A 25,316-nucleotide genomic window follows, 5' to 3' on the forward strand; every position below is an offset into this window, starting at 1 on the left:
AGTTAATTGGCTGGCACAAATGTGCGTAGCGGGAAAGTAAGGAAAGGGTTTTGATCGCTCACGTCGATGCCACAGGCATAAAATTTATTTATGCCGTTTTGATTGAACCCTAAGATGATTTCAACAACGGTTCTGTTATCAACGGCAGTACTGAACTGAAAACTCAAGCTTTGTAAGCTGGTTAGATTAAGACTTTGCTGTTGACTTAAGCTGGGTAGTTGAGTCATCAGAAAATTGACCGCGCGATCAGCATCGCTAATGCCACTGTTGGCTTTGACTGGTAACAGCTCGGACTGTTGTTGGTCGACCACCTGTAAGTTGTTTGTCATCACTAAAGATAGATTGAGGTTGCCACAATAATTAGCTGGCGCTTTGGGACCCAACATGCCGCACAGCGCAACGGCTGAGACAGAGAGTGAGGGGTTTAGTGCCGAAATAAAGGCGTTTAACACGATTTCAGAGCTGGGCACCATTAAGTAACTATCGACATCATTGATAGTGAACACCCAACAAGCTTGTTCAGCTAAATAGGCATAGGGGTGGACCTTAAGTTGACTCTCTCCTGGCGCACTAATTGTGTGAGAGAACACCGCATAGTAATCACTTTTGGCTGCGTTGATTGCTTCGGTTGCGGCAATAAACTCGTTTTGGAGATCGAGGGTAGCAAAGTAGGGGCGGAATTGACCGATAGCAAACACAAACGTTTGCTCACCACAGCCGCAGTTTTGCGGGGCGATGCTAGTAGCGACATCCGTTATTTCCGTCAGGGTAGATTGTGTGGTTGTTGCCATAATAAAGCTCCTTTTTATACAAATAACGTTTGTGGATTCAGGACACTAAGGTGAAAGGGATAAAAGGTTGAATCGCGCTACTGATAAAAGGAAAGCAACCGGAAACATCGACACAGCAATAGTAGTGCTTTTGTTGGTCACTGCTGTTGGCCTGATAAGTGAAAACCACATCAACAAGGGTTTGATTTGATTCGATGTCAGCGTAATTACAGTTCACATCAACGAGAAAGTACTGACTGGTATCGCCATTACCCGAGCCGCTGCTATTTTTTAGTTGGTGGGTATGTTGATAAACGTCGGGGTAACGAAATGCTATATAGTTTTTCGCTCGGGCAAAGTCATTATCACCGGCGTTAGGGTTGAGTTCCAATTGACGGATAACATCTTGAATGGCATCAGAACTCGCATTGGTATAGCTCTTTAGCATGTTGTGCAGCTCATCCAGGGTTTGGCTGAAGAGCTGTTCACACATCAAAGTGGGCAGCGAACTTTGGGCATCGTTAGGGCCGATGTAGCCGATGACGGTCGAGTAAACGGGCTGTAACGTATTTGGCTGCGGTTTTAAGGCGGCAATACATTGTTGTAACTCAACGATGGAGCGAGGCACCACCAAATAGTGGTTAGCGCCATCAATGCTTAGTTGCCACTGTGCTTGAGCCGCTAGGTAAAAATAAGGGTATTGCTTTGTTTGGCTGTCTTGGTAATTAAACACTTGATAGTAATCTAGCTCGCTGACCTTTAACTGCTGTGCGGCGCTATCAAACGCTTGTTGAACCCCTAGATTGGCAAAAGTCACGGTTAAGATACCGACCGCATAGGCAAGGGGCGGCGGAGAAGGTTGCTCGGTTTGACAGCTGCAGGCGCCATTTGTTTGTTGGCAGCCACAAGATTGCGGGCTAAGAGTTTGTATATCCGCTTGCTGCATGTCTATTTGTTGCACATCTAGTTGTTGTACATCTAATTGTTGTGCCTCTATGTTGCCATCACCTGTTTTATTGGTTTGGCTTGATACTGCTGGTGTGTTGATTGGTGCTGTTGTCATCATTTGCGGTTCTCGAGGGTTGGCGGGTAAGTCACGGTTTAGTCGCCCTAAGCTCGCCTCGCCATCGAGTGCGCTTGGGGTGTTAGCTTGTTGTTTAGGGCCGTGATGCATTAATGCGTCGTAGATAGTTTGTGACGTGACGTTGGGGTTTAAGCTCCAAAGCAAGGCGGCGGCGCCGGTAACAAAAGGTGCTGCTGCGCTGGTTCCTGTCATCTGTTTGTAGCCACCGCCCGCAGCGGTACTGGTGATTTGATCCCCAGGTGCAAGTAAACCATGTTCAGCCACCCATTGGCCGGTATTGGCGCTGGGCAGAATTTGCCCTTGAGCATCGACTGCACTTACCGCAATCACCCAAGGATGGGCGAAGATGCTATTGACCTCTTCGCTGGCTTGATTACCGCTGGCACCGACAAGTAGCACGTCATTTTGTTTTGCTTTGTCGTAGGCTTGCTTTAGCTCGGCTGATAACGGCTCGGGTTGACCACTCAAGCCGACACTCATATTGATAATATCTGCACCAGCATCAATACACTGATTGACCGCATCGGCGAGCTGCTGTTGTGTGACGGGGGGGCAGCTTGCTAGATCATCGGCTTGACAAAATATCGGCCGGGCTAAAAAGGTACATTGCGGGCAGATGCCGGGCGCTTGCGAGTCTCGGTTAGCGGCTAAGATACCGGTAATAAAGGTGCCGTGTTGGCATGAAGGACCATCGGCCGAGTCACAAGTTACTGTTTGGGACTCGTCTAACATCTTGATATTGGTGTGGGAAAAGTCCTTATGCTGGCCATCGATGGCGCCATCAATGATTGCCACCACAATCTCTGGATTGCCCTGGCTTTGATGGTAAAGCTGACCAAGTTGGAAATTGGCCTTAGGAGTTACATTGTTCACCTTGTTTGCCCTTTGGTTAGTGGCTTGAAGCCATCAATATAGCCAGCTATTTGGGCTAAGAATTGGATTAACTTAGGTGACTGATTGGCGTTTTTTCGTAACTTATGTCGTCAACATAAAGGGGAAAAAGTAATGCCTGAACATGAATGTTCAGGCATTTTTTGATGTTTAGCATAATAATGACAGCCTGCTTTGGCCGTTAGAGATTGGGCTGCTAGAAACTAGGCCCCTAGAATGGTTTTGGTTGCCATACCAGTACTGGCGGTGTCGATGGAGTACAGGGTTGTGACGCCCATCGTGGTTGCCGCTTGTGCGGTTACCGCCATCTGTTGCTGCGCCGACGTGGCGTTATGGGCCGCATTACCGAGAGCTTGAGAGGTCGCTTGGAACAAGTTACCCATAGAGAGTGCTGGTGCATCGCCAAGTACCTTAACATTAGCTTGAGTAACGGAGTCGGTAATTTGGTCATTAACTGCGGTTGGGAATGCCATTGTAAATTTCCTTATTCTTTCGATTGTGAATGAGTTAAAAGCCCGGTTGTTGAAACGGGTGACTTTCAACGCAAATTATAGGAATCAAATTCACCATAAAGATTGGCAAAACAACGCAATTGGGATGGTACAACTTAGGGGCTTTTATGGATAACACAGTATGCGAGACGACTTGTTTAAAGCTATAAAATTACATCACACAGTATATGTGTGATGTAAATAGGTAAGCGAGATTTGAATCTTGCTATTTATAGTATGCCCAGCGGATCTTGCAGGAATCGTTATTATCGCCAATTGAAATAGTGTGGAGCTGGTTCTCGCCTAAGCCGTTGGCACAACTGATGGATTGTAAAATATTGCTTGCTGACATTTGTGTTTCTGATGGACAACTGCAGTTTGCTGTGTTGCCATAATAATAACCAACTGAGAACCCACTATCGAGAATGTAATCGGATAAACCTTTTAGGTATTGCTTGGTTTGTTCTGCGGTAAAGCCCTTATTTTCAGGTTGTGAACTCAACGCATTAATACTCTCAATGTCTATCCAAACCGTGATTCCCAAAGGTAGGCCGATATGGCCGAGTAACTTTACAACTATCTTGGCTTGCGCTTCCGATGATTCTTCAATGTTACTCTTTTTTACGACCTCCTGAGGCACCTTGTATAAAGGCATCAGTGCGAGGCCGCTGCCACCATCATGTACGCCAAGCATAATACTGTATGCTTCCATATGTGTCAGATAATGAGGTGGCTCTATGGTATTGTCTTTGGCCTCTGCTGGCGTTACCACACCAATTTCTCGGAGGCAAAAACTAAAATCTTCTGATTGATACTGATCGACGAGAATAGGGTTAACCACAGCGCTAGAAACAAAGCCTTTTGCGTTGGCAGTTGCGATATCTGCTTGTGCTATTAAGTTTAACTCTTCCATGTAAGATGTTCCTCTATAAAATGCTGTAAGTGCTTGAATAGAACTAGCTTGATCAACATTGTGGTATCACTTAACTGTCATCAGGCTGCTCCAAGTTCAGACCAAAGCGTAAGCTGTTGGTAAAATAACTATAACCAGCGTCACTTTTACCAACTTGGAATAGTTAACCATCTACTTGGTAAAACCTACGATTCCTTAGCGATTTGTTGCGCATCTTTGCCAATAAAGATTTAAGCGTAATTTGTGTGGCTCGGTCATTGTGTCGCGCCCACCAAAGGTGGGCTTTAGGGTTAACAGAGGGAAGGCGAGGTTAGGTTAAGGAGGTTTGTATTAGGCAGGTTTGAGTGATGCCGTTATGTACTTTAGTGCTTTTTCGGGCAGTTCATCCACATTCCAGATAAACAATCCGCCAATATCATAGTGTTTTACTTGGTCCAAAAAGTAATCTAAGTTTTTTCTAGTTAATCCTGCTGGCGTGAGCGCCAAAATAATGTGTTTTTTAGCGACGCCATTGGCTAACGTGAGTTCAATTGCTGGACCGACATTTTTCTCGATATCATGCTTGCCCCACATCTGTGTCCCGTAACACATCAAGATAAAACGGTTAGCGCAATTGGCCGCAGCGATATTTTTTACAGCCTGATTAGTGGCTTCACCCACAGCGGAGCTGCTGGAGTTGTTATAATCCCAGCCTGCGCTAAAGGTGTAACTGCTTTGTTTTGGCGCAAGTTGCTGCATGGTGTCGATTACCATTGCAATATTCATTTGGCTTTCATCATCAAAATCAACGCCATCCCAATAGTGGTTTTTAGTGCACTGCACAATCTGTGTGATGTCTTGTTCTGAGTCAGGCATGTTGCTTGGTTCAGCGCCTCCGCCACCATAGGTCCACATCACCTTCGCTAAGCTGTTTCTGGGGGCATCTACTTTGGTCGGGCTCCAGCCTGGCTCGGCAGCGGTGCCTGTGGTGAGGCCGGTTAGGTTGGTTACCATGCCGTACATAATGATATCGAGCTGTGGGGGGGCTTGGTAGTTTATATCTTGGCTCCAGCCACCGATAATGTAGTTAGCCATTTGATCTCCTTATCGTTAAAAATGTGTTTGTTGCTAGCTTGATGGAAACCCCGCCAGTACGTCACTGGCAGCGGCTCCAATAGCCGTGTAGTTGGCAATGCAAGCGGTTTCCATGGTTGCGATGGCGGTGGTTACCGCGGTAAAGGTTGCCACGTCTTCGGTTGCTAGCAATTGACCTAAAGCTGCCCCGCGCGCAGTGTTACTCATGGTTTGCACGTTGCGCAGTGAGTCGGTGGCATCTTGAATGGTAATACCAGCAGACTGGGCAACGGCTTGATAAGCTTTACCTGCGCTAGCGGCTTTGTTGGCCGCCGCCATGGCCTGAGCTGAGCTGGTGCTAACATTATTGCTTGGCATTTTTTCGGGTTACCTTTATCGCAGTTACTGTGTCGCAAAGTAGCAGTTGCTGTGTTATGTAAAGTTTAAATCTGGTTATAGTCAAGATTAATTCAGTTGCTGTAGTTGTTGGTTGACCTGTCCTTTAATGGGGATGTTGATTGGGTTGACGGTATTAACCAAATCGCCCTCGCAATCACTGCTTTGAATACGCCTGTTATTGCAGTTTCCTTGATTACACCCTCGGTTAATGGCGTACCAAAAAATGGGGCTAGTAGGGTTTGCTTCAATCGTATTGTAGTGCCTAACAGCATTGAGTGCCTGCCCATTGATCTCGATGTAGGGGTTGCCATTATTTGCGTGATAGGTTTGCTGATTACAAGGAACGTCTAAGCCTTGTTGGATAGAAGCGTTGGTGTTTTGCCAACCGCAATAAAGGTTGGGTATAGAGTTATAAAGTTCGGTTAAAACACTACTATCAGCTGCAGTGTACTGGTTGTTATTCCGATTAGCATTTTGGCAAGCGGCGGTGATTGCGTTGTTGTTCGGATTAAGACCTGTCGCTCGATATAATTTTTGCAGGTTACTGACACAAGTTTGCCTATCTTGGTTATTAATACTGGCCTTGTAGCCCGCCACCATACTTCCCCAGCTTAAAATATGGCATAGAGATTTTTGCTGATTGGCGCATGGAATCGCTTGGGTTGTTGCAGCTTTAAAACTTGGACGGTTTGCTGATATATCAATTTGTTTGTTGACGCCGCCATATTGATCGGGATTATTTGCCATAGTCGTTTATCTCCATTTTCCATTTTAGGGTTAATGACCACACTCATGTCTAAACGCCGCTAAAAGTAGGTTACTGCGGTAGCGTGCGTTATTGATGTAACCCTGATGCTCTGCGTCGGGACCATTGAAAAAACGATTTGAGTGATATTCTCGCCATAGGGCCATCTCTTCACAGGCGGTTGCACCTTGTAATAATTGTGGGCAGCTTAAGTGGTGAAAGTTATTCCAATATTGGTTACACATATCGGTCCAATAGCGGTATTGATACTGGCTAGCAGCATAATTCATAGCTCTATCCTTATGTTGTTGGGTATTTGGTACTAATGACTAATATAGATTTGGTAAATCAGCGCAACTTGGTAGATGTTGGGATTGAGTTGGTAAAACTTAGGGGGAGTGCTTGGTGATAAGATAAAACTGAAAATTAAGCGCTTTATGCATCACGAGTCATAAAGCGCTGATAGACGTTGCTGGTGAACAAAGAGGATGATTATCACTCCGTATCAACTACCGCCTGAGTGGCTAGGCGCTCAGCTTCCTCAGGGGTGAGTATTGAGCCATTGCCACTAATTTGTCTGGCGACCGCTTCATCAGCGGCAATGACCGCATCACGGGCAATCCGCTCAGCCTGCTCTGGCGAAGTGGTGTAGAAGCCGGTGGATTCTTCTGCGGTATCAATATCGGCATCGACGACAGCTTGGGTGGCAGCCGCTTCTTCAGCAATGACTTTCTTTTCTGATGCACGCTCTAGTCTTTGATCTCGGTTCATGGTTGATTTCCTTTGGTTGAGTTGAGGTAAGATTTAGGTTGTTAATGCTTCGAAAGCACCTTCGACCCAGACTTCGTTGTGAGTAAACAGATTGATGAGCTCAAGCGGCCGCGAGCGCGCTAGCTCTGAGAAAGAGCTTTCCCATATGTTTCTGTGGGAGCGCACTTTAATGATATTGCTGGCATCTTTTTCCCAATCGATCGGTAAAAAAACACATTTTTCCTTAGGTTGTTGACCATAGACGCGGTCTTTGCTCGACAGGCAAACTAATTGACGTTGTTGGGTCTTATCGAGCTCTGATTCCGTCACGAAATAGCGCAAGCTTGCCCTAAACCATTGGGGGAACTTAAATGCCTGCGGTCTGACAGCAACCGCTGGGCTGGTGGCGGGGCCAGTTGCCTGAGGGGCAACAACGACCTCACTATTTTCACTTGTTTGTTGATAGTGCCAGCTATGCAAGGCATCAATGGCTAGGCTGCGGTAGGCATGACTATGAGCCATTGCTATATCATTAAGTTTGCTTTTATCTGCTACTGGGGCAGACAGTTTTAACTGATTGAGTGAGGCTAAGCGTGCCAACACCAAGGCGGGACGATTGAGTCCCAATGTTGTGATGGTGATATGGCCTTTACTGACACCGCCGCTATTGAGGTATTGGCTGAGCCAAGTATGAAATTGCTGGTCTAGCTCTTTTGGCGAAATGGATTGCCCAGCGGCATTGCATTGCAGCGGAATTGCACTGGGTTGGCGCCACAATAGCTTAGCAATGTCATCTTTATCGAGTGATTGTGTCTGCTGGTAAAACAATTGCACTAAGTCATAGGCGTAGGCTTGGCCGTTTTGTGGGTTAAAGCGGATATGTTGTCTTGGGTCGTCATAGTAGGGGTCAATCAATAATCCTTGCTCATGCTCGAGTTCGACCTTAGGGAAGCGCTTGCCGACGATAGGAAACTGTCCTGCTTTGTATTGCTCATCACAGGCATGACAACAATAGACTAGATTATCTTGTTGATAAGCTAAGTGATAATAAGGCGAACATTGGTTGATGATATCCGCCGGGCTTGCACCCACTTCATCCAGTAGTTGCACCGGCCTAAAATGGCTGACTTTGCCACCTTCTGTGGCACTAAGATAGCTTTCGCAATAGCAGCAACAACCTTGATTTATCTGCTGTAAATGCAGGCTCATCTCATCGGTTGCATACAGGGCAGGATCAAATGCGGCATAGGTGAAACCGGTAACTAGTTGATCCTTTGCTCCCGATTGGTTGGCGGCATTACGCTGGGTGATAAACACTAAGTTATCGACAAGATCGGCAGCGTAGCCTTCTTTTATCAACCGCTGTCGGTCGGCTTGCGTCAGCGTATGGTATTTGGGACCCTCGGTTAATCGTGCTTGTAGAGCCTGCATTTGCTTTAAGGCGGCAGCCTGTTTGACGTCGATGTCTGGGGTTTGTTTGGTGGTGGAAAATCCAATGGCTATCATGTTTCCACCTTAGCAACGTCTGGCGCTAATTGTTCAAGTTGCGTGGTTGCATATTGGTTGATGTTGCTTTCATAGGCCTGTTGCTGTGCCAGTAAGTTTTGGCTCATTTGTGCACTATTTTTCGCAAGCGTTTGCTGTGCTTGTTGCGCAGCCTGCTGGGTTTTTTGCTGCTGGGCCAACATCGCTTGTTGGTATTGTAGTTGCTCTTGCAGCAATGCATCTTGCTGTCGCGAATCAGTTGCTGTTGCAGCTGATGTCGATGTTTCTTTCTGTGTAGACGGAGCATTCGGTGTTGCCGTGCTTGCTGGAGCAGGGCTGGTGGCACCTTGATCTAACTGTTGTTGTGACTGGGCGATTAGCGCCTCCGATTGCAAAATGGACTGGTCGATGACCTGCTTTGCCGAAGCGAGTATGGTATCGATACTCGCCATCATTTGTTGCGTGCCTGCAGGCATGGCTGCTTGGGCAAGCTGCCCCATTGATGGGGGCGTCGTTGAGCTCGCATTTTCTGTAGAAGACATGGGCTAATTCCTTTTTACCAGTGTGCTGCTGCCGACTTTGGAGATGTTGGGCTTATCGCTATAAACACACAGACAACCATTGGCATCTAGATTGAGTTGTACCGTGTTATTGGGGAGGTCAAAGCGGTAATAACGACACAGCCCAGCTTGATTGACATAGCTATCAGCAGCCAAGTTGGTTGCAAGTTGTTTTTGTAGCTGCTTGATATAATTAAGTGCTTGCTCTCGTACATCACTTTCGTTGCTAAGATCGATATTGAGAGTGATATTCAATAGCCCAGAGGATAGATCGGTAAAACCTAAGGTTTGCTTGTCTGAGTTGCACCATTGCTCAATGGCGCGATGCAAGTTGATTTGGTCCAACTCAAAGGTCACCACTGGGCATTCTAAATTATCCAGTACCGTTGGCGTTAGCGTGTCGATGATACGGTCTAAACTCAGGTTTCTTTGCGTGCGTTTGCCTTGATGGTATTGAGCCCAATTGAGGTATATCAGGTAATAGCGAGCAAACTCTGCCAAGTTTTGTGCCTTTGCCTGTGCCCAATCGCATGCTTCAGTGGCTTGTTTATTGTTTTGTGAAAAAGCTTGCTCACTATAAATAATGGTCTCATACAGGGTGATCTGTTCGTGAAAGGCCGCACTCCAAGTCAATGGATGGGTGGTGAGATTATGCTTCTTGTAAAACTGGTTTATTTTATCAAACGCTTGATTGTCGATAAGGTGATTGCTGGCCAAAATACTTGCTCTTGAAGCCACAGCGTTTGCCGAATCAGCGCTTTGATTTTCCAAATAAGACAGATCGCGCAAGTCATTACTACTCAGCTCCAGTAATTTTTTAATATCAGCGACGACATTGACCCTTGGTAAGCTCAGTAACGATGAGTTGCGTAGGCCTATATTCAACTGTTCAATAAACTCCTCCGCAGAGCTAAAGTTAAATGCATACTCTGGGTTATTGCGCATGGTTTCTAACCAGGTTTCCGCTTGCGGAATCAATTGGAATAAGGTCTGGATGTTATCGGGTAATTGCGCTGCCGATTGAATATCAACCTGGTTTATCGTAATGCTCATATCTGCCTCTTTACCTTTGTCGCTGGTGGCGCGTGTCAGTTAGCTATTCACCGGTTGGAAACTGGCCGAGTAACTGGCTAGCCCCATTACCAATTGCTGTGAAGTTGTTGGTACTGTTGCTCACCATGCTATTAGCCGCTTCAATGATACTTTTGTATTTATCCACTTCTCCGGTGGCGAGCATTTGTGCCATGGCAACCCCCATGGCTGTTGTTGCCATGGTATTGACGTTGCGGAGATTATCGGTTGCATCTTGCACTGCGATGGCCGATGACTGAGACACGGACTGGTAGGCTTTACCCGCTCCTGAAAGTTTGATGATATCGCCACTTAAGGTGGTGTTTTTCAACGTATCTAAGGTGCTTGTCACCTGGGCATTGACTGTTGTTACCTCTGACATGATGCTATTCCTTATGTTTTACTCAACCACAGTTGCGGGTTGATAACCTATTGGGATGGCGTTTGCGACGAGTTGTTTGAATCGTCCGGTGCCGCCAGCTTGTTAAATCCCGCCGTCAGTTCTGCTGCGGCAGTGTTGATCTGAGACTTATCTGATACTGTCGAGCCAATGGCTTTTTCTGCCTTTGATAGCGCGCTAGTAAAGGCTTTCTGAGCATCAGCAGCTTTTACTGTTGGGTGGCTTTGTTTATAAAGCTGGTACAAGGTGTTAACTGCTAAGCTGATTGCCACTTTGTGCTCTGCCAGTTCAATTTCCAGTAAGGCCAGTGCTAACTGATCTTTTTTATCTTTATCAGGTAAGGCGGGGACCTCGGTTTTTAGCATTTTGGCGCAACTTGCTGTTGCCGCAGCAGAAGCAGAAGTTTGTGAGTTTTGCTGGGCGGTGATGGCGTTAAACATTGACATGCCCATGGTTTCCGCGCCGGCAATATCGACCATGCTTAATGATTGTGGGGCGGCGCCACCGGTTAATAATGCATTAAGTTGGGTGACCGCATCGGTTACTTGATCGTTAACTGTACTCATGACTCATCCTTGTAATTGATGGTGAACGACAGGGCGCTAACCTTTAGCGGCTTTTGCTGCGCCAGCACCGAGAATAAACACACAACATTGAGATACGCTGGCATTTTGAATTGCCTGTGAGTTCTTCTCATTAAAAACGGCATTTTCCATGAGCAAACCGATTGAGCTGGCCATTGTCACCGCACTGACTGCGACAGAAAAAGGCAAGGCTTGGTTGATATTGCCTTCGACAATTGCACTGTTGCTGTTTGCCATGAAAAAACCTCGTTATTAGCTACAATAAATAGCAGCGTTGAGTTGTGAGGGCTCAACACTGCTGTTAGAGCGTCACTTAGCGATAAATACGTGCCGTGCCCACAGCCGCAGACGCAGTATCAATGCTGTAAAGGGTGTTAACCCCCTGCGTTAATGCTGCTTGCGCTGTGACACCGCTATTTTGCTGACCACTGGTTGCGTTGTGAGCAGCGTTCGATAGCGCCTGACTGGTTGCTATCATGAAGTTGCCAGTTGCTACTGCTGGTGCATCACCTAACACCTTAGTGTTGACCTGTGATACGGAATCCGTGATTTGACTATTTACAGCTGTTGGAAATGCCATAATATTTTCCCTATTTTTGGTTGAAGTATGTAACCACCATGATTACAAGGTTGTTCACCGCAATTGCGACTAAACCTATTGAGTTAGCGATTGCTCGCCTTATCCCAATATGGTTTTCGTGGCAACTGAAGTAGACGCGGTATCAAGTGAATACAACAGATTCACTCCCATTGTTGTCACTGCTTGGGCAGTGATGTTCGTTTGTTGCTGTGCCGCAGTAGCATTGTGAGCTGCGTTAGCAAGGGCTTGCGCCGTTGCTTGAAAGAGGTTGCCCATTGCGACAGCGGGTGCCTCGCCAAGAACCTGCACATTTGCTTGAGTGACAGAATCGGTGATTTGACTGTTTACTGCGGTTGGAAATGCCATTGGTGTCTCCTCGTATTAGCGTGGCGAAAAACCAGAACACTGAGCTCAATCAAGAGCCTAGACCGGCAACTTTACTGCTTGGGGTAAGAATGTCTTTGGTGGCTACCCCGGTAGATGCTGTATCGATTGAGTACAAGGTCGTCACGCCCATGGTGGTGGCGGCTTGTGCAGTAATGGCGGTTTGCTGTTGAGCAGATGTCGCGTTATGCGCCGCATTACCTAATGCTTGAGAGGTGGCTTGAAATAAGTTACCCATCGACATAGCTGGCGCGTCGCCAAGCACTTTAACATTCGCCTGAGTAACTGAATCTGTGATTTGGTCATTGACCGCTGTTGGAAATGCCATAATAAACCCTTATTTAATTAATTGTGATTCACTAAATATCATCCGTGTGGTTCGAAATATGAGTGTCTATTAGAGCGACAATTTCAAACGCAGGAGTCAGTATAGAAAGGTCAAATCCATTGCGATTGGTATCAATTAGGAAGCTGATTGGTAAAATCTCGGCAGATATTGGTGCTACTTGTGGCTGTGGTTAACAGCCACAAGTCGCCGTCATTACTAGAGTTTATAGCCATTGTGGTTCGAAGCTCGATGTTGATCTCGATATACACCAGGGCTTAATCCCACCGTGGCTTTGAATTTTCTGACGAAAAAGCTTAAGTCAGAAAAGCCAACATCATCACACACATGAGTGACTTGTCGTTCAGGGTTGTCGACCAGCAGTTTCATGGCCTCGTTGATACGCAGGTTCAATAGAGTTTGTTTAAATGATTGGCCGACATAACGTTTAAACAAAAACGACAGGTGTGACGGGCTGACGCAGGCGTGACTGGCGAGATCTTCCATGTTTAGCCGTTTACGATAGTTGTTGAACAGATAAGGAATGGCACGATCGAGCGCCGGATGGTGACCGCGAATGGCTTCTTCACTTAAGGTTGATGACAGCGATTTAGGTGGCAAGCTTGCGACTTTGCTCGCGGACTGACGTGGCGGAGCAAGGCGCAGTACATTATTGCCAGCAATCCGATTGCGATCGGTCATATTATCTAATTGCAGCATAGATAAAGAGATAGGTTTGTTGATCGCGCTGGGCTGCAACATAGAAGGGAAATGACGTAGCAAACAGTGCTTATCTATGTGTTTGGCGTTGGCGAGAACCACTAATTTATCGAGGCAGCGTTTGAGCTGCTTAATGTTGTCTGGCCAATGGTATTGGCTAAGCACTTTGGCTGCGCACGGGGTAAAGACTAACTTGGCTATTGCGCTATCTTGTTGTTGAAAATAGCGAATAAGCGCAGGAATATCGTCGCCGCGCTCCGATAATGTCGGTAGGGTGATAGTCAGGCAATGATATTGCAACCAGCTAAGAAAGTGGCTGTCGATATCAACGGTATTCCCATCTTGGTTGTCAACTTGGCTGGTGGAGGCAATGAGCCTGACATCATCTTGTTGTTGGTTTGCTCGAAGCCAAAAATCTTTAATTTGCGCAGCATCATTGGCTTTGATGGCTTCGATGTTACGTACAAATAAGGTGCCGCCTTGGGCATATTCCCAGCTTTCATCCATTAACTTGATTAAGTCTTTGGTATTCCAGCGTTTGCAGCATACGCTAACAAATGGATTGTGCTTGCCTTTACCCAGTTCATGCAGTTCTTTAGCAGCAATGCGCTTGCCGGTCCCCGTTTGTCCCTGAATGAGCACCGGCAGCTGGCTTTGGGCCAGCGCACTTAAGGTGCGACGAGTTTGAGTCAGGGCTTGGCTTTCCCCCACCCAAGATGTATTGCGGTTATGGACTCTCAGTTGTGCTTCCATGGTGATTTCCTTCCGATTCAATTGATGTCAATTGCAGTCAGGAAAATGCTGTGATTAACGGGCTTTAGCCCCACAACATTGATCAGCATTGACTGCGGAAGAAAAATTAACCACTTTGTGTGGTGCAAACCGGATCACTTACGGATCACTTACTGTTGTGATTGTTGATAAATCGCTTCCAGCTGAGTTTTCTCTTGGGGTTTTATTTGATCCTTAATAATTTGTCTTGTTAAAGGGTGATTAAAACAATATTCCCCAGAGTTTGGCTTGATTAAACCTCGGTAAGTTAATTGGTGTAATTGGCTAAGCGGGTTGGTGATATTTATTTTATTAAAGAAAAACTCAATATTATCAATGCTGAATTTTAAACCGAGTAAGCTTAAATATTTTATCAAGGTGATCTGTTCTGTTGTGAGTGAATAAAGATTGGATAATGCCGGCTTTAAGATACTTTCTGGTAGCAGATTAAAATCATTATGATTTAACAGTAGCTGTTCCAATATACCGGGGTGGCCATTGGCCAGCTCTATTGCCCATTGGACGAGACTCGCGTGTTTAATGGGGCACACACCACGCTGACTTAGTACCGTTTTGGCCAGTTGCTGCGCATGTTTGTCTGTTAACGGTTTGAGTTTGATTTGGTGGCTATCTTCAAGCCAGGTTGGCAGCTGAACAAAATCAGCGATTTCGGCGATGCCGAGCACGCAACATATCGATGTGCTGGGTACGGCTTGAATAAAATAATCGAGCAATTTTGCACAAAGCGCATCCACCCGATGGACGCCGTCAATCACGATTATCTGCGTGGTACTTCTTTCGGTGCTTCTCTCGGTACTTGCTTCGCTATTTTGCCCAGTACAATGGTGGAGCAAGATCTGCATAGCTTGCGCTAATGTATGGTCAAACTGTGATGGGCTCAGTTGAGTAACCGTGAATTTTTCCGTCTCTGATAGCTTGGTTCCTGTAAGCCATAACAAGACTAAAAACTGCAGTGATGTTTTTGATAAGGCTTTTATTTTATGACGAATCTCTTCGCATTTGGCCTGTAGGGGCAGCGCTAGCAGTTGTAAGATAAAACAAGCTGCGTAATCCTTATCTGGCTGGCAAATTTTACTAAATTCAATGTAGATATTTTGCGGGTTTGTTTGGTGCGCAGTTTGTTGGGTATGTTGCTGATAATAGTATTTCAATAAACAGGATATGCCAGCGCCTTGTGTTGCGGTGATGCAAACGGTTTGACCTTGGCTTACATGTTGGGCGTAAGCTTGTATCTGCGTAAGTTGATGACACTCCCAATCTCGGCCAATACAAGGTTTGACAAACTTTGGATGTTGGCTAGCAAATTGCCAAAGAGGTAGTGGTGCCGATTCCAGTAAATAGTCGACAGTAATATTGAAAAAATGCGCAATATTGACAATGGTTCGATACAGTACGTTTTTTCCGGCTTCTGCTCTTTTGATTGAGGCCACGCACACTTGTAATCCTTGTTTGGCGCATTCATCGGCCAATCTCTCTTGGCTCAAGCCTTTTTTTTCGCAGTGTTTTCAGTGTATTGCTATTTATTCCAATTCGACCATGATTATGTGTTTTCATCTGTTTTCCTTTATATCAGATGGTATTAATTGCTCCTTGGTTATCAATAGAGATGGTCAATTTCTATCAGGGCATTAAAACTTAGCACAGAGATTTCATAGCGCTATTTTAAATTGGCTAAATATTATTATTTCATTAGTTAGTACTACGATGGTAAATAGGGTTTTGAATTTAATTAGTTAGCCAGTATTTAAAGTTACTTGGTAATTTACCTGTCCAACGTTTAAAGGAGCGCCGGAAGTTATTACTGTCGGCAAACCTAAGCTGTTTTGCGATATTGAGGTTGTTATCGCCGTGAACTGCAATCATATAAATGGCTTGTTGCAGCTTGGCTTCGTCTTGCAGTTGTTGAAAGCTGATATTGAATGCTTTCAGCCTTCTTTTTAAGGTTGCAGGGCTAAGAGAAAGTTGCTCAGCAATGTGGGGTAGGCTGGCGTCAATTTGCTGTTGTTTTAGTAGCAGTTGTCTCACCATGGCAGGCAAGCTAATACGGTAGTGACGATTAAAGTAGCTGTGTCTCAGATTGCGGTTAGCTTGAGTTAACCCCTGTGGATTGGCCATTTCAAAAGGCTGATAGCGTAATGAGTGGTCAATACTTAGTACGCAGATTGGCTGGTTAAAACTCAGTGAACCGCCTAAATACTTATGGTATTGGTCGATATTGTCCGGTTGTGGATAGGGCAGTAAAAACTGGCTGTGCCATCGACTGCGGGTTAAATATTTGAAACTGGAGACCAGACTGGATAAGGTCAGCTCGATGAAGAAACGCTGCAGATGCGGCATTCCCATCGCTTGTTGAATTAATAAGTGTTGCTGTTGAGCGGTTTGCCACAGTGATATCTGTAACCAAGGTTGCACTAGCCAGTGATATCGCTGCCAAAAACTTTGGGCTTGGGCAAAGTCATTACAGCAGAGTAACCCTTGAGTTAGTGGGCCACTTTGGGCGGGTAACCATTGTTGTCCTAAGATAAAGGCGAGATCGTCTCCCGGCCAATATTTGATGGCATTGCTCAGTAGCTTTTGCAGTTGCGTGGCGCTGATCTTATGTTGCGGTTGATTAAGGTCTTGCTCAAAGATGGCGCTGCCAGCCAGCAAGTTGTCGATAGACAGCCCACGTTGACGAAATAGTGCCACTAAGCTGGCGACGAGCAATTGGCTATCAATGCACTTATCATCTGCATAGGCGATACCGGCTTGTCTCATCCCGCTTTAGGCCATGTCTGGTGACATTTCACTTGCTCCAACTTCTGATTGACCTGATCGATCAGTTGCTGTGCGGTTTGTGAAGCTTGATTGCTTGGGATACTGGTGTAACTCATCGCGTGGCTGGCGTGACAGCCTAATGGGCTAATCGCAGCGACCAGCTCCTTTGCCATGGCATTGGCAAAATGCTCACTGCATTGGGTTAGCATAATGATAAACCGGTCACCGGCGTAGCGGCAGACGAGATCTTGAGAGCGCAACTGACTGGCAAGTAGCTGTGCCACATTCGTCAGTAGTTGATCGCCCTGAGTAAAACCTTGCTGGCGATTGATTTGATTGAAATTATCTAAGTCAATCATGATGAGTGCAATGGCGTGCGGTCGGCTCAAATGTTGATTGAGTTGGTGACGCATGGCACGGGCGTCACACAGTTGAGTGAGGTGATCAACCAGCTGATGTTGTCGATAAAACTGCTCTCGAGTACGTAGTTGCTCATTGATAGTCGTTTGCTCTTCTCGCCACATCCATAAGCCGACGGTTAATGTCAGTAGGCCGATGGGGGTGGGCAGCTTTTCAATCAGACTAAACCAACCGGGTAAGCTGTCATTGATAAAAAACTCATCGAGCAAGTCCATATAACAACCTAGGCAATAACCGAGTAAGCCCACAATCAGCAGCTGAGTAACCCGGCCTCCAGGCCTTGCTGATAGCACTAAGGCTAACCAACATAACCCTAAAATGAGCAGGGCACTTTCTGCGCTGACATCTAGCCAATCAATGTTGGTTGTTGCTTTGGGCTGTGCTTGAATAACACAAAGGGTGAATAATACTGTGCAGCTAAGCAACATCGTGATAGTGAGTTTTACATTATGGGTCATGGGTAATAGGTCGTTAGTAGCAATAGCCGTTACGTTAATGGGCTTTTATGACGCTTTTGTGATGGGACTGTGGCATGGAAGGAGGCAAACTAGCTCAGGCAATCAACTTTGTTCGACAAAAAATCACTGTCAATTGGAGATATGATAAACACTATTGAACATGGTTTTTAATTATAGTTATTTTAAATCAGCATATTAGCATGTGTTTGTTGGTGTTGACCTTGTGTCAAAGTTTGAGGCTGTTACCCAGTCAAATTAGCTCAAAGTGTTCGTTAAACCTGATATTTGCACCGATATTGGTCGCTGGTAAATCATAGCGTCACATCATTGTCATATCCTTGGCCTAGCTTTGCCGCCCATCAGAGCTAACAACCAATAGGATGTAATATCATGACGTTAAAGAGTGCCTTATCTCCTCTTTATATTGGCCTACTCGCCTCTAGCTTGTGTATGCCTTCCGCGGCATGGGCGGGTCGAATAGAAGGTGCGGTAAGAGACAGCAATACTCAGTTGCCTTTACAAGGTGCCATCGTTCGAATTGAAGAGTTAAACCTTAAACTGGAATCTAATCGCGATGGGCGCTTCTTCTTTCCTAAGGTAGCTGCGGGTGAGTATACGCTGGTGGCAAGTTACCTCGGCGGGCAAACCTATCGACAAACAATTACTGTAACGCAAGATGGTGTGACCAACAGTCAAATCCAGCTTCAAGGTCATGGGCTTGAGCACATACAAGTGGTTGGTCAACGCGGCGCGTTGAGTAAGTCACTCAATCGCCAACGTGCGGCTGACAACTTGGTCAGCGTACTCAGTGCCGATGCGTTAGGCAATTTCCCCGATACTAATATCAGTGAGGCGCTGCAACGAGTGCCGGGTTTGTCTATTGAGCGTGACCAAGGTGAAGGCCGATTTGTGCGAATACGCGGTATGGCCCCCGACTATAATGCGGTATCGATGAACGGCTCACGCTTACCATCACCTGAAAGTGACCGCCGTGCTGTAGCGTTGGATGTTGTACCTGCTGACCTGTTGCAGTCGGTTGAAGTCTCTAAAACCCTGACACCAGATATGGATGCCGACTCACTAGGCGGTGCCATCGAAGTAAAAAGTCTGTCCGCTTTTGATCGAGATGACACCTATTTCAACCTCAGTGCTGAAGGGTCATATGATGAGTTGACTGACAATACCAACCCCAAGCTTGCAGCCAGTTACAGTGATATTTTTGATGACCGATTGGGTGTGGCTGTTGCTGCAAGTTGGTACAACCGTGATTTTGGCTCTGACAATGTTGAAACTGGCGGTAAATGGGGGTTTGACGAGCCTGTATTGCTTGAGGAGATGGAGCAACGGGATTACCAAATCAATCGAGAGCGTATTGGCTTAGGGGTTAATTTTGATTTTCGTCCTAATGACAATCACGACGTTTATTTGCGTACCCTGTATAGCCAGTTTGATGACAAAGAAAGCCGTAATGGCAATGAAATTGCCTGGGAAGACGGTGTTGAGGTGGGCCAACGTGCTGACGTTGAAGCGACTCGATCATTAAAGGCTAGAACTGAAGAGCAGGCGATTGCTTCTATCGTCTTGGGTGGGCAATCTCGCTTCGATAAGTGGACTTTTGATTATCAAACCAGTTGGAGTCGAGCGACGGCTGATAAGCCGCGTTATATCGGTGGTGCAGATTTTAACGGCGAGTTTAGCAATGTGGCTGTAAACGATACTCAGGTCCCTAAAATCAGCGCGGATGAGCCATTTTACACCGCCAGTGAGTATGAGATAGATAAGGTTGAAGTGGGAGACTCCAGTGCGGTTGATACCATGACGTCAGTTAAGTTTGACCTGAGTAAACGCTGGCTCATCAATGAGTTGCCGGTCGAAGTTAAGTTTGGTGGAAAATATACCGCGCGCAGCAAAGAAAACCGTGAAGATATTTGGATCTATGAAGATTTCTCCGAGCAGGGCATCTCTGACGATCAGCTACTGCTAAGTGCTTACGCTGGTGCTGAGCCTGATTACAATTTAGGGCGGTTTGGCCCTTCCATTAATGCTGCACCGATTTGGGCCTTGGTTAATGGCCTAGATGCCGATGCGGCCAAAGATGAGATCGAATCAACTATCAATGACTTTGATATTGATGAAGATATCAGTGCTGCATACCTGATGGGGCATGTGGATATCGACAAGTTGCGAGTTTTGGCTGGTGTACGTTTTGAGCACACAGATATGCATACCAAAGGGTTTGGTTTTGATGAAAGCCAAGATGACTTTTTTGCATCTGAAACTGACAGAGATTATCAGCATTGGTTACCGGGATTGCATCTCAACTATAAATACAGTGACAACACGGTATTACGTGCTTCTTGGACCAATACTATTGTGCGGCCGACCTTTGGCCAGTTAGCTCCCGGTTATCTCATTGAGGTTGATGATGAGTTAGAGGCCAGCTTTGGTAACCCAGATCTTGATGCGTTGGAGTCGATGAACTGGGATTTGAGTATCGAACATTATATGGGCGGCCTTGGTGTGATATCGGCTAGTGGCTTTTATAAAGACATTAGTAACTTTATATATGAAGCTGATTTAGGTGGGTATGGTCAATACCAAGACTTTGATAAAGCCAATACCTTTACCAATGGCGATGAAGCCAATATCACCGGCGTTGAGCTGACCTATGTGCAAGAGTTTGGCTTTATGCCTGAAGGTTGGCGCGGGTTGATATTCACCAGTAACCTTACTTTAAGTGATTCCTCTGCAACGATTTCTTGGCAAGATGATGGTAAGCAAAGCCGAGATATCCCACTGCCGAGTCAGTCCGAAGTCACTGCAAATGCCTCATTTGGCTATGAAAATAGCTATGTCAGTTTGCGCTTGTCTGCAGCTTATAAATCAGAGTACTTAATCGAAGTCACTGAGCTTGATGATGCTAATTTTGATATCTACCAAGATGCACATACCCAGTGGGATTTTGTTGCTAAAGGCTATATTACCGAAAACTTCACCGTTTACTTCAAAGGGATCAACCTGACGGATGAACCTTATTATGCCTATACCGGTGTGTCTCGTTATAACGCCCAATATGAAGAGTACGGCCGTACTTTTCAATTAGGTATTCAGTACATCAATATGTAAGGGCGCATCATGAAAGTGATAAAAACAATATTAAAAACTAGCGTGTTATTAGGCGGCATGTGCGCCGGAAACTCAGTGGCGGCGACGTCGATAAATGACTCATTATCAGTTGTGGGTCCGGCTGCCGGCAGTCAGGCGGCTAAGTGGGGCGAGCATTGGTTATATGTCAGTGAGCAACAAGGGTTAGTGTTAGCCGATGAGCAACTAAAGTCGGTAGTACCGGGTCAGTTTGAATACTTAGCCATTTGGCAAGACATTGCGCTGACTTACGATACTCAAGTTGATCAAGTGCAGGGGATAAAGCTTGATATGCACAATATGCAGCGCTTACCTTTGCTACCCAAAAGACAGATCCAAATTGATTGGTTGTGTTTGCAACCTCGCCAAGCCGATAACAACTTGTATGCGTGGATTGGCAATGAGGAGGGGCAAGCTGAGCAATGGCTACTAGTGACCGAGCAGCAGTGGCGTCCGCAGTTGGTGCGCAGCTTGTCAGTGGCCATGGGCGCGCTGGCTTGTGCAACGGATTCCCGTACCGAGCAGCTATATGTTGTCGAAAACCAACATGGCGTTTGGCAATACCCTGCGGCACCCAATAATGCTGCAGAGGGACAGTTAGTATTGCACCGCGACGATAACGAGTTTAGCAGTATTAATCAGTTTGCCGGGCAAGTGTTGCTCAGTGATCAACAAGGACATTTGTTTGATCTAAAAGGTGATACGGTATTGACCAAGCAAGTGGGTGTTGATGAGGTGGAGAGTTTTGCCGTTGATGGCAACCAGCTTATCTATTTGGTTGACAGTGACAAACGTTATTATCAAGTGCCGTGGGATTATCAGCCCGAGCAGCAGGCGCCAAGCGAGTTGATCATTGAAATTCCAACTCAGGTAGAAAGTGCTATTGCCGATCGCGCAGGTGATACCATGGATGATCCGGCAATTTGGGTGCACCCGACACAGCCTAGTCAAAGCCGAATTCTGGGTACCAACAAACGTTGGGGCTTATTGAGTTTTGATATGCAGGGCCAACAAGTGCAAAAATTACCGGCCGGTAGAGTCAATAATGTTGATATTCGCCAGCGGGTGAAATTGGGTGGACAGTATCGAGATATTGCCGTTGCCAGTAACCGTGACCGCAACAGCTTGAGTATTTTTGAAATCAATCAACACGGACACTTAACTCAGTTAGTGGAGCAAGCCACAAGTCTAACTGACATATATGGTTTGTGTTTATATCAGCCCGATGAAACTAGTCTATATGCATTTGCTAATGATAAATCCGGCGTGATCAGTCAATTGTCGTTGAGCTGGGATAAGCACCATTTGCGTGCAGACGAAGTACGGCGCTTTTCGGTACCGACTCAACCAGAGGGCTGTGTCGCAGATGATCAAAACAAACAATTGTTTGTCGGCGAAGAGAATACTGGTATTTGGTTATTTGATCTGAGCAAGCAATCGGTTAAGGGAGAGATGATTCTTTCCGCTGGTGGGCCTTTAGTTGCTGACATTGAAGGGCTAGACCTTTACCAGCGACCTGAGGGCGGCGCCTATTTAGTTGTTTCTAGCCAAGGTAACGATAGCTACGTGCTCTATGATGCTCAGCCACCCTATGATTACATTGGTCGATTCCGAATCGGTGTTAATGGTATGCAGGGACATGATGGCAGTGCCGAAACCGATGGTTTAGCGGTAACAGCTAAAGCTGTGGGTAACGGCTTATGGTCTGATGGCATGTTAGTCGTACAAGATGGCCGTAACCGTTTGCCGGATGAACATCAAAACTTTAAATGGGTACCTTGGCAGTTAATCAAGCAGCAGCTGAATTTACCTTAATATCGATGGTGCTATCACCCCTGTATTGGTGATATCTGGCTGCTAAGGTAAGCTGATTGTGTTGGTTACCCATTAACACAATCAGTTTTACCGTTAGCAGGAAAAATTCGATGTCTATTACCCATCAACTAGCACTGTTTATCGATGTGGTGCAACAAGGCTCTTTTACTAAAGCTGCCGCGTTGCACGATATGGATAATTCGTCATTATCAAAGAAGATTAAACAGTTAGAAGCTAAGCTTGGCGTGCAGCTACTGAACCGCTCGACGCGATCTTTTGCCCTCACCCCCGCAGGAGAGGAGATCTTAGCTCAGGCTCATATTTTGGTTGATACCCTTGGGCAAATAAACAGTATTGCCGACTCTTATCAGTCGCAGCCCAAAGGGATTTTGCGCATTACCTCGCCGGTGTACTTTGGCCAGCTGTATTTACAACCGATTATTACCCAGTTCATGCAGCGCTATCCTGAAGTGCAAATTAGCTTAATTTTGGATGATAAGAAGGCCGACATTATTGGGGATCATTTTGACTTGGCGTTCCGCATGGGTAAGTTGGCTGATTCTAATTTGATTGCCAAGAAAATTGCTGATACCCATTTTGCTATTGTGGCATCACAACAGTTTATTGAGCAACATGGTGAGCCTAAGACGCCAGATGAGTTGGCTGCCTTGCCCGCAGTGGTATACAGCAATAGCGACTTCACCCTAGATTTACTGCGCATCAGTGAGCAACCCCATGGCGACATTTTTAAGAATTATCGTATGCGCGGTAAATTAAGAATGAGTGATGTTAATGCCTTGGTGAGTGCAGTGAGTGATGGGCTAGGTTACACCATGTTGGACTTGTCGAACCTATATCAAAGTGCCGATGAGCTGGGGCTAGTGCCACTACTGACTGATCATGTGCTGTCTAATTTAGATCGGGCGATTTACGCCATTTATCCCCACCGTAAACAAACCCTGTTAGTGAAGGAGTTTGTTAATGCCGTCGTTGACTATATAGGTACCCCGCCTTTGTGGGAGCGTCACGTCGATAATTATGGTCAGCTTTATCGCTAATGGGTATTTGTCATGCGATGGTTGCTACCGTTACAACAGTTAAACGCTCGAAATCAGCCCGCTCACCTCTAACTTATAAAGGTATGGGGCCTGCTAATGCTCTCCTATCGTGTCTATTGTTTTGTATCAACAACAAGCCTTAACGTTGCCGAGTTACTGCTCCCGTGGTCACAGTTTTAAACACTAGTTTTTGTCTTGTTTTAAATGCTTGATAGTCGTCACTTTTATTGATTATGCGTGTGGTATACCTGAGCTGCACAAATAATAAAAAGGGTGGTGAACAATGTTTTATATTCATATGTTGTTGCTGTTAGCCGTCATTTTTGTCGGTATACGGCATGGTGGTATCGCGTTTGGTTTGCTCGGTGGTTTGGGGGTGTCGGTATTAGCCTTTGTTTTTGGTATAGCCCCTGGTACACCACCAATCAGTGTGATGCTGATTATCTTAGCTGTGGTTGCCGCTTCTGCCACGCTTGAAGCGACGGGTGGCTTAAAATTACTGGTTAAGTTTGCTGAAAAGCTGTTGCGTAAACACCCAGAACACATTGTATTTTTAGGTCCTCTGTGTACCTACTCACTAACAGTGTTGGTGGGTACTGGGCATTCGGTTTACCCCTTGTTACCGGTTATTTATGATGTGTCTTACAAGAAGGGCATTCGTCCTGAGCGGCCACTTGCCATCGCAACGGTTGCTTCTCAAATGGGGATCACAGCCAGCCCGATAGCGGCTGCAGCAGCGGTTGTTATTGCAACGGCAGTTGACAATAAATTAGATATTGGTTTGATTGATGTGTTGATGGTCACCATCCCGTCAACCTTAATCGGTGTACTAGTCGCTTGTACTTGGAGTCTTAAGCGCGGTAAAGATTTAGATAAAGACCCTGAGTTTCAACAGCGACTACAAGATCCAGAATTTAAAGCCGCCTTGCTTGACCCAGAAACCGCTCAAAGTGACAAAGAAGAAACCGATGCTACGGCGAAAAAGGGCCTAACGGTATTTTTGTTAGGTATCTTATCGGTCATCATTATTGCGCTATTTAGCAAACAATTACTCCCAGAGGGAGTGAAAATGTCGGTGGCGATTCAATTTATGATGTTGTCTGTGGGCGGTATTATCTTACTGGCGACCAATATCTCGCCAAAGAAAATTGCCACCAGTAATGTGTTTACAGCAGGTATGACAGCGGTGATCATTATCTTTGGTATCGCTTGGATGAGTGACACCATTATCGGTCATCATAAATCCTATTTAGTCGAGTCGGTGAGTGATATTGTTGCGGTGTACCCGTGGACTTTCGCGATAGCCATGTTTGTGGTGTCAGTGTTCTTGAAAAGTCAGGCGGCGGTGCTGACGATTATGCTGCCATTGGGCTTTTCGTTGGGGATCCCGCCAGCAGTTCTTATTGGTGTGTTACCTGCGTGCTATGCCTATTTCTTCTTCCCGTTTTATCCGAGTGATCTCGCGGCAATCAGCTTTGACCGCAGTGGCACAACGCGGATTGGTAAATATGTGCTCAACCATAGTTTCTTAGCCCCAGGGTTTATCGGTGTGATCACCGCAACGGTATTGGGCTACTTTATCTCTATCACCGTAAACTAGTTTACTGACGCCTCAATCCATTTTGGAGAAGCGCTAATCCATCGCCGACACAGTCAGTGTCGGCGAT

The 25,316-nt window shown here is 46.0% G+C and carries 26 protein-coding genes; 4 read left to right on the forward strand and 22 right to left on the reverse strand.

Annotated features, from left to right (window positions below):
* Nucleotides 1-2: 2 nt before the first annotated feature.
* The 22 genes from ACHUFW_RS15070 to ACHUFW_RS15175 form a co-directional block, all read right to left on the reverse strand.
* The gene (locus ACHUFW_RS15070) at nt 3-791 is read right to left on the reverse strand and encodes a cyanobactin maturation protease PatG family protein (protein WP_394204168.1); all 789 of its coding nucleotides are present in this window, start codon (nt 789-791) and stop codon (nt 3-5) included.
* 37 nt (nt 792-828) lie between these two features.
* Nucleotides 829-2,727: a S8 family serine peptidase gene (locus ACHUFW_RS15075; protein WP_394204169.1), complete on the reverse strand. Its 1,899-nt coding sequence runs from the start codon at nt 2,725-2,727 to the stop codon at nt 829-831.
* 221 nt (nt 2,728-2,948) lie between these two features.
* On the reverse strand, nt 2,949-3,218 hold the full coding sequence (locus ACHUFW_RS15080) for a RebB family R body protein (protein WP_028773772.1): 270 nt from the start codon (nt 3,216-3,218) through the stop codon (nt 2,949-2,951).
* A gap of 244 nt (nt 3,219-3,462) precedes the next feature.
* Nucleotides 3,463-4,149 (reverse strand): hypothetical protein, encoded by a 687-nt coding sequence (locus ACHUFW_RS15085; RefSeq protein ID WP_394204170.1) that lies wholly within the window; start codon nt 4,147-4,149, stop codon nt 3,463-3,465.
* A 330-nt stretch (nt 4,150-4,479) separates the two neighbouring features.
* Nucleotides 4,480-5,223: a hypothetical protein gene (locus ACHUFW_RS15090; RefSeq protein ID WP_394204171.1), complete on the reverse strand. Its 744-nt coding sequence runs from the start codon at nt 5,221-5,223 to the stop codon at nt 4,480-4,482.
* 33 nt (nt 5,224-5,256) lie between these two features.
* The gene (locus ACHUFW_RS15095) at nt 5,257-5,580 is read right to left on the reverse strand and encodes a hypothetical protein (protein ID WP_394204172.1); all 324 of its coding nucleotides are present in this window, start codon (nt 5,578-5,580) and stop codon (nt 5,257-5,259) included.
* Nucleotides 5,581-5,667: 87 nt separating this feature from the next.
* A complete protein-coding gene (locus ACHUFW_RS15100; RefSeq protein ID WP_394204173.1) occupies nt 5,668-6,348 on the reverse strand; it encodes a hypothetical protein in 681 nt (226 codons plus the stop codon).
* 30 nt (nt 6,349-6,378) lie between these two features.
* Nucleotides 6,379-6,636 (reverse strand): hypothetical protein, encoded by a 258-nt coding sequence (locus tag ACHUFW_RS15105; protein WP_394204174.1) that lies wholly within the window; start codon nt 6,634-6,636, stop codon nt 6,379-6,381.
* 205 nt (nt 6,637-6,841) lie between these two features.
* A complete protein-coding gene (locus ACHUFW_RS15110; protein ID WP_394204175.1) occupies nt 6,842-7,117 on the reverse strand; it encodes a hypothetical protein in 276 nt (91 codons plus the stop codon).
* Between the two features lie 33 nt (nt 7,118-7,150).
* Nucleotides 7,151-8,602: an HNH endonuclease family protein gene (locus ACHUFW_RS15115; protein ID WP_394204176.1), complete on the reverse strand. Its 1,452-nt coding sequence runs from the start codon at nt 8,600-8,602 to the stop codon at nt 7,151-7,153.
* Entirely contained in the window at nt 8,599-9,123 is a 525-nt protein-coding gene (locus ACHUFW_RS15120; RefSeq protein WP_394204177.1) for a hypothetical protein, read from the reverse strand. Before ACHUFW_RS15120 ends, ACHUFW_RS15115 begins: the two co-directional genes overlap by 4 nt.
* Nucleotides 9,124-9,126: 3 nt before the next feature.
* Nucleotides 9,127-10,194, reverse strand: a complete 1,068-nt coding sequence (locus tag ACHUFW_RS15125; protein ID WP_394204178.1) for a hypothetical protein — start codon at nt 10,192-10,194, stop codon at nt 9,127-9,129.
* 43 nt (nt 10,195-10,237) lie between these two features.
* Nucleotides 10,238-10,594, reverse strand: coding sequence for a hypothetical protein (locus tag ACHUFW_RS15130; RefSeq protein ID WP_394204179.1), 357 nt, complete (start codon nt 10,592-10,594; stop codon nt 10,238-10,240).
* A 47-nt stretch (nt 10,595-10,641) separates the two neighbouring features.
* A complete protein-coding gene (locus tag ACHUFW_RS15135) occupies nt 10,642-11,178 on the reverse strand; it encodes a RebB family R body protein (protein WP_394204180.1) in 537 nt (178 codons plus the stop codon).
* 36 nt (nt 11,179-11,214) lie between these two features.
* Nucleotides 11,215-11,433 (reverse strand): RebB family R body protein, encoded by a 219-nt coding sequence (locus ACHUFW_RS15140; protein WP_394204181.1) that lies wholly within the window; start codon nt 11,431-11,433, stop codon nt 11,215-11,217.
* Nucleotides 11,434-11,509: 76 nt separating this feature from the next.
* Entirely contained in the window at nt 11,510-11,776 is a 267-nt protein-coding gene (locus tag ACHUFW_RS15145) for a RebB family R body protein (RefSeq protein WP_394204182.1), read from the reverse strand.
* A gap of 99 nt (nt 11,777-11,875) precedes the next feature.
* Nucleotides 11,876-12,142 carry a RebB family R body protein gene (locus tag ACHUFW_RS15150; RefSeq protein ID WP_394204183.1) on the reverse strand — a complete coding sequence of 89 codons (267 nt, stop codon included), beginning with the start codon at nt 12,140-12,142 and terminating at the stop codon, nt 11,876-11,878.
* 49 nt (nt 12,143-12,191) lie between these two features.
* Nucleotides 12,192-12,488 (reverse strand): RebB family R body protein, encoded by a 297-nt coding sequence (locus tag ACHUFW_RS15155; RefSeq protein ID WP_028773761.1) that lies wholly within the window; start codon nt 12,486-12,488, stop codon nt 12,192-12,194.
* A 216-nt stretch (nt 12,489-12,704) separates the two neighbouring features.
* The gene (locus ACHUFW_RS15160; RefSeq protein WP_394204184.1) at nt 12,705-13,958 is read right to left on the reverse strand and encodes a helix-turn-helix domain-containing protein; all 1,254 of its coding nucleotides are present in this window, start codon (nt 13,956-13,958) and stop codon (nt 12,705-12,707) included.
* Nucleotides 13,959-14,107: 149 nt separating this feature from the next.
* The gene (locus ACHUFW_RS15165) at nt 14,108-15,427 is read right to left on the reverse strand and encodes an ATP-binding protein (RefSeq protein WP_394204185.1); all 1,320 of its coding nucleotides are present in this window, start codon (nt 15,425-15,427) and stop codon (nt 14,108-14,110) included.
* 295 nt (nt 15,428-15,722) lie between these two features.
* A complete protein-coding gene (locus tag ACHUFW_RS15170) occupies nt 15,723-16,754 on the reverse strand; it encodes an AraC family transcriptional regulator (protein ID WP_394204186.1) in 1,032 nt (343 codons plus the stop codon).
* Nucleotides 16,751-17,632, reverse strand: a complete 882-nt coding sequence (locus ACHUFW_RS15175; RefSeq protein WP_394204187.1) for a GGDEF domain-containing protein — start codon at nt 17,630-17,632, stop codon at nt 16,751-16,753. Before ACHUFW_RS15175 ends, ACHUFW_RS15170 begins: the two co-directional genes overlap by 4 nt.
* Before the next feature lie 390 nt (nt 17,633-18,022).
* Here ACHUFW_RS15175 and ACHUFW_RS15180 point away from each other — a divergent pair, with 390 nt between their 5' ends.
* From ACHUFW_RS15180 to ACHUFW_RS15195, 4 genes are all read left to right on the forward strand, one after another.
* Complete coding sequence (locus ACHUFW_RS15180) at nt 18,023-20,758, forward strand: TonB-dependent receptor (RefSeq protein WP_394204188.1); 2,736 nt, start codon at nt 18,023-18,025, stop codon at nt 20,756-20,758.
* A 9-nt stretch (nt 20,759-20,767) separates the two neighbouring features.
* Complete coding sequence (locus ACHUFW_RS15185; protein ID WP_394204189.1) at nt 20,768-22,591, forward strand: phytase; 1,824 nt, start codon at nt 20,768-20,770, stop codon at nt 22,589-22,591.
* Nucleotides 22,592-22,701: 110 nt separating this feature from the next.
* Complete coding sequence (locus ACHUFW_RS15190; RefSeq protein ID WP_394204190.1) at nt 22,702-23,649, forward strand: LysR family transcriptional regulator; 948 nt, start codon at nt 22,702-22,704, stop codon at nt 23,647-23,649.
* Between the two features lie 283 nt (nt 23,650-23,932).
* On the forward strand, nt 23,933-25,249 hold the full coding sequence (locus tag ACHUFW_RS15195) for an anaerobic C4-dicarboxylate transporter (RefSeq protein ID WP_394204191.1): 1,317 nt from the start codon (nt 23,933-23,935) through the stop codon (nt 25,247-25,249).
* Nucleotides 25,250-25,316 lie beyond the last annotated feature (67 nt).

This window comes from Shewanella waksmanii, assembly GCF_043643685.1.
Taxonomy (GTDB): Bacteria; Pseudomonadota; Gammaproteobacteria; order Enterobacterales; family Shewanellaceae; genus Shewanella; species Shewanella waksmanii_A.

What these genes read in the sequence shown, in the direction of transcription:
- ACHUFW_RS15190 (WP_394204190.1), top strand. Translation starts at nt 22,702, where the DNA reads ATGTCTATTACCCATCAACTAGCACTGTTTATCGATGTGGTGCAACAA.
- ACHUFW_RS15110 (WP_394204175.1), bottom strand. Translation starts at nt 7,117, where the DNA reads ATGAACCGAGATCAAAGACTAGAGCGTGCATCAGAAAAGAAAGTCATT.
- ACHUFW_RS15185 (WP_394204189.1), top strand. Translation starts at nt 20,768, where the DNA reads ATGAAAGTGATAAAAACAATATTAAAAACTAGCGTGTTATTAGGCGGC.
- ACHUFW_RS15130 (WP_394204179.1), bottom strand. Translation starts at nt 10,594, where the DNA reads ATGTCAGAGGTAACAACAGTCAATGCCCAGGTGACAAGCACCTTAGAT.
- ACHUFW_RS15175 (WP_394204187.1), bottom strand. Translation starts at nt 17,632, where the DNA reads ATGACCCATAATGTAAAACTCACTATCACGATGTTGCTTAGCTGCACA.
- ACHUFW_RS15180 (WP_394204188.1), top strand. Translation starts at nt 18,023, where the DNA reads ATGACGTTAAAGAGTGCCTTATCTCCTCTTTATATTGGCCTACTCGCC.
- ACHUFW_RS15150 (WP_394204183.1), bottom strand. Translation starts at nt 12,142, where the DNA reads ATGGCATTTCCAACCGCAGTAAACAGTCAAATCACCGATTCTGTCACT.
- ACHUFW_RS15100 (WP_394204173.1), bottom strand. Translation starts at nt 6,348, where the DNA reads ATGGCAAATAATCCCGATCAATATGGCGGCGTCAACAAACAAATTGAT.
- ACHUFW_RS15070 (WP_394204168.1), bottom strand. Translation starts at nt 791, where the DNA reads ATGGCAACAACCACACAATCTACCCTGACGGAAATAACGGATGTCGCT.
- ACHUFW_RS15170 (WP_394204186.1), bottom strand. Translation starts at nt 16,754, where the DNA reads ATGAGACAAGCCGGTATCGCCTATGCAGATGATAAGTGCATTGATAGC.
- ACHUFW_RS15095 (WP_394204172.1), bottom strand. Translation starts at nt 5,580, where the DNA reads ATGCCAAGCAATAATGTTAGCACCAGCTCAGCTCAGGCCATGGCGGCG.
- ACHUFW_RS15155 (WP_028773761.1), bottom strand. Translation starts at nt 12,488, where the DNA reads ATGGCATTTCCAACAGCGGTCAATGACCAAATCACAGATTCAGTTACT.
- ACHUFW_RS15125 (WP_394204178.1), bottom strand. Translation starts at nt 10,194, where the DNA reads ATGAGCATTACGATAAACCAGGTTGATATTCAATCGGCAGCGCAATTA.
- ACHUFW_RS15080 (WP_028773772.1), bottom strand. Translation starts at nt 3,218, where the DNA reads ATGGCATTCCCAACCGCAGTTAATGACCAAATTACCGACTCCGTTACT.
- ACHUFW_RS15115 (WP_394204176.1), bottom strand. Translation starts at nt 8,602, where the DNA reads ATGATAGCCATTGGATTTTCCACCACCAAACAAACCCCAGACATCGAC.
- ACHUFW_RS15105 (WP_394204174.1), bottom strand. Translation starts at nt 6,636, where the DNA reads ATGAATTATGCTGCTAGCCAGTATCAATACCGCTATTGGACCGATATG.
- ACHUFW_RS15085 (WP_394204170.1), bottom strand. Translation starts at nt 4,149, where the DNA reads ATGGAAGAGTTAAACTTAATAGCACAAGCAGATATCGCAACTGCCAAC.
- ACHUFW_RS15195 (WP_394204191.1), top strand. Translation starts at nt 23,933, where the DNA reads ATGTTTTATATTCATATGTTGTTGCTGTTAGCCGTCATTTTTGTCGGT.
- ACHUFW_RS15090 (WP_394204171.1), bottom strand. Translation starts at nt 5,223, where the DNA reads ATGGCTAACTACATTATCGGTGGCTGGAGCCAAGATATAAACTACCAA.
- ACHUFW_RS15140 (WP_394204181.1), bottom strand. Translation starts at nt 11,433, where the DNA reads ATGGCAAACAGCAACAGTGCAATTGTCGAAGGCAATATCAACCAAGCC.
- ACHUFW_RS15120 (WP_394204177.1), bottom strand. Translation starts at nt 9,123, where the DNA reads ATGTCTTCTACAGAAAATGCGAGCTCAACGACGCCCCCATCAATGGGG.
- ACHUFW_RS15135 (WP_394204180.1), bottom strand. Translation starts at nt 11,178, where the DNA reads ATGAGTACAGTTAACGATCAAGTAACCGATGCGGTCACCCAACTTAAT.
- ACHUFW_RS15160 (WP_394204184.1), bottom strand. Translation starts at nt 13,958, where the DNA reads ATGGAAGCACAACTGAGAGTCCATAACCGCAATACATCTTGGGTGGGG.
- ACHUFW_RS15145 (WP_394204182.1), bottom strand. Translation starts at nt 11,776, where the DNA reads ATGGCATTTCCAACAGCTGTAAATAGTCAAATCACGGATTCCGTATCA.